This is a genomic window from Streptomyces sp. MS191 (assembly GCF_008042125.1).
In the GTDB taxonomy this organism is placed as follows: Bacteria; Actinomycetota; Actinomycetes; order Streptomycetales; family Streptomycetaceae; genus Streptomyces.
On the sequence record NZ_RDBI01000254.1, the window covers coordinates 1 to 3,029 of the forward strand.

Annotated in this window: 2 protein-coding genes; both read right to left on the minus strand. The window is 76.6% G+C overall.

The genetic code is table 11. From position 1 onward, the window contains the following. Positions 1-1,794 (minus strand): DUF4132 domain-containing protein (locus EAO71_RS37285; RefSeq protein WP_147982209.1); only part of this gene is annotated, 1,794 nt, incomplete at its 3' end. Between the two features lie 45 nt (positions 1,795-1,839). Then, positions 1,840-3,029 (minus strand): MFS transporter (locus EAO71_RS37290; protein ID WP_147982210.1); only part of this gene is annotated, 1,190 nt, incomplete at its 5' end.

Here is a 3,029-nt window from a genome sequence, read left to right on the forward strand (position 1 = left end):
GGAGGAGTACCCCTCCCCGAAGTACCCCAGGTGGTTCCCCCGCCAGCCCCGCTCCGTCATCAGTGCCCGCGCCTGGCCGTAGCGCAGGACGTGCCCGGCGAACCGGTTGGAGTAGGAGCCCGTCGCCACCTCGGCCGGGGTGATCGGATAGACCTCCCGGAAGACCTGCTTGAACGGCTGGCGCAGTTCGCGCCCGGTCAGTTCGTCCCGCCACTCGGACACGTCCTCGCCCGCGGCGCGGACCGGATGCCACAGCCGCAGCCGGGAACGGGGCCCCACCGGGGTGGCGGTGCCGCCCGCCCCGGCCAGCGCCCAGCCGCCACCGGTGCGTTCCACGAGCCCCGCGCTCCAGGGCTCGCCGTCCGCGGCGACCTCCCAGAGCAGGGCGCGGGCGACGGCGCCGGTGACCGGGTGGTCGACGCAGTACCGTTCCCAGTCCTCCGCGGACCAGACGGTGCCGGCCGCCAGGTGCTCCTCCAGCCGGGTGTGCTCGGCGGCCAGCTCGGCCCGCAGCCCCTTCAGGGCGGCCCGGAGCGGCGTCAGCCGCTCGCCGTGCTCGTCCCGGACCGTCCTGGGCGGGGACTTCAGGACCCGGCCCCCGGGCCCCAGGAACGACAGCACGGCCGTGCCCGGCTCCCGTACCGACAGCACCGCGGTGTAGGCGCCGAGCTGCTCCTCGCGCATCCCGCGCCCGTCCAGGCCGTGCGTCGGCACACCCCGCTCCCGCAGCATCGACGGGGTGAGGCCGGAGCGTGCCGCGACGGTCTCCAGGGCCGCGGCGATCCCCTTGAGCACCGTCCGGTTGCGGACCTGCTTCGGCAGCCGGCCGAGCCACTGGACGGCCTGCTCGCCGGCCCGCCCCTCGCAGGAGCCCAGGACGGCGACGGCGGTGGTGGCCAGCGCCTGGTTGCGGCACATGCCTCCGGAGCCGCCGATGCCCGTCCCCGCGTGCAGCGCGATCGCGCCTGCCAGCGGGACGGCCCGGTCGGCGTCCAGATCGAGCGCCGCCCACAGCAGTCCGCGGACCAGGCAGGTGTTGGTGTCGCCCGCGATGCCGGTGAGGCTCATCCCCCAGGGGTTCAGGTCGGACACCCGGTGCTCGGGCTGGACGGCGATGCCCTCCAGCAGCCGCCGCACCAGCTCAGGGCCCGACCCGGTCCGCGCCAGGAGGACCGCGGCCGTCCTCCGCCAGGTCCGGGTCGCCCGGGGCCGGTCCACCAGCACGCAGTGCCCGAGGAACGCGGCCACACCCTCGCCGGCGAGCAGGTCCGCGTGCGCGGACCGCATCGCCGGGCCGAACGCGTCGAGGGAGTCCAGCAGATGGCGCGGCAGCCTGCCGTCCACGAGCGGCACCTCGCGGGCCAGCAGGGCGGCCAGCCGGTCGCGGACCGGCCGGTGGGCCTCACCCTGGTAGGTGACGAGGTCCGCCGCGCACCGGTGCAGCGCGCGCAGCCGCGCCCGGTCGGGTTCCTCGGACTGCTCCACCGCGGACAGGGCGATCGGCACCAGGACGGGGAAGCGCTCGCGCAGCTCGTGCGGGGCGACGGCCGCGTCCGGGCCCACCAGCCGGGCCAGCAGCACATCCGCCTCGGCCGTGGACCAGTCGAGCCGCTGCCCGGCCAGCACCGTCAGGACCGCCGCGGCGTCCCGGTCGTCGCGCCGGCAGACCTCCGCCTGCAGCAGCAGCGCGCACTCCCGCCGCCCCGCCGCGTCCAGCGAGTCCACCAGTTCCCCGGCCCGCCCGTCGCGCACGGCCTCGTTCAGCCTGATCGCCAGGCCCGTCGTCCCCACCATGGGTACGAAGGTAGGCGACGGCGCCGACAACGTCCGCGCGTGGGTTCATCGTTCGGTGCCGAACCGCCGGACGCCGGGGACCAGTGCCGTGCCCAGGCAGCAGCCGCTCACGGCCACCGCGGCGACGACGAGCGGGACCTCCGGGCCCCAGGCGGAGGCGGCGACGGGTGCCAGGACGTAGCCGAGCGGCATGGCGGCGAGCGAGAGCAGCCAGTCGTAGGACGTCACCCGGGCCAGGGCGTGGGCGGGTACGGCCTGTTGGACGGCGGTCTCCCAGACGGGGGAGAGGAAGCCCAGGCCGGCCTGGGCGACGCCGTAGGAGACGATCGTCAGCGGGGCGGGAGCGGAGCCGGCGAGCAGGACCAGCGGCAGCGCGTAGACGGCGAGGCCGAGGTTGGCGACGAGGACGGGTCGCCGGGGGCGGGCGCGGTGGGCCAGGAGCGAGCCCGCCAGCAGTCCGATCGCGCCGGCCTGGAGGAAGGCGACCCAGGTGCCCCGGCCGCCGGGCTGGGAGAGGGCGAGGGCCGGGCCGAGGGTCATCAGGACGGCGGCGGCGCCGTTCCAGGCGCTGTGCCCGACGAGGCTGGTCCAGTACCAGTCGCGGGCGCGGACCTCCCGCCACCCCTCCTTGAGGTCGGCGCGCAGCGAGCGGCGGGGGATCGGGACGTGCCGGACGCGTACGGCGGACAGCAGGGCGGCGCTCGCGGCGAAGGTGGCCGCGTCCAGGACGAAGGCCCAGCCGGGTCCGACGGTCAGGATCAGGGCGCCGGCGACGGCGGGGCCGCCGAGGCGGGTGGCGCTGCGGGCGATGCCCATCGCGGCGTTGGCCCGCTGGAGGGCCCCGGGCGCGACGGTGCCCGTCACCAGGGGAGCACCGGTCGGCATGGCGAAGGCGCCGGCCGCGCCGCCGACGACCTCGACGGTGGCGATGAGCCACAGGGTGGGTTCGCCGCCGAGCAGCTGGAGCCCGACGAGGAGCTGGGTGGCGCAGCGAACGAGGTCCGTGGTGAGGGCGATCGTCCGGGCGTCGAAGCGGTCGCCCACGACGCCACCCAGGGGCAGCAGGAGCAGCTTGGGGACCATCGCGCAGGCCAGTACGAGGGCGAGCGCGGAGGCCGAACCGGTCGCCTCCCAGACGGCGATGGCGAGCGCCGCCGGGATGACGGAGTCGCCGAGCAGGGAGAGCGTGCGGCCGGTGAACAGCAGCCGGAAGGGGCGGGTGCGCAGGGGGTGCG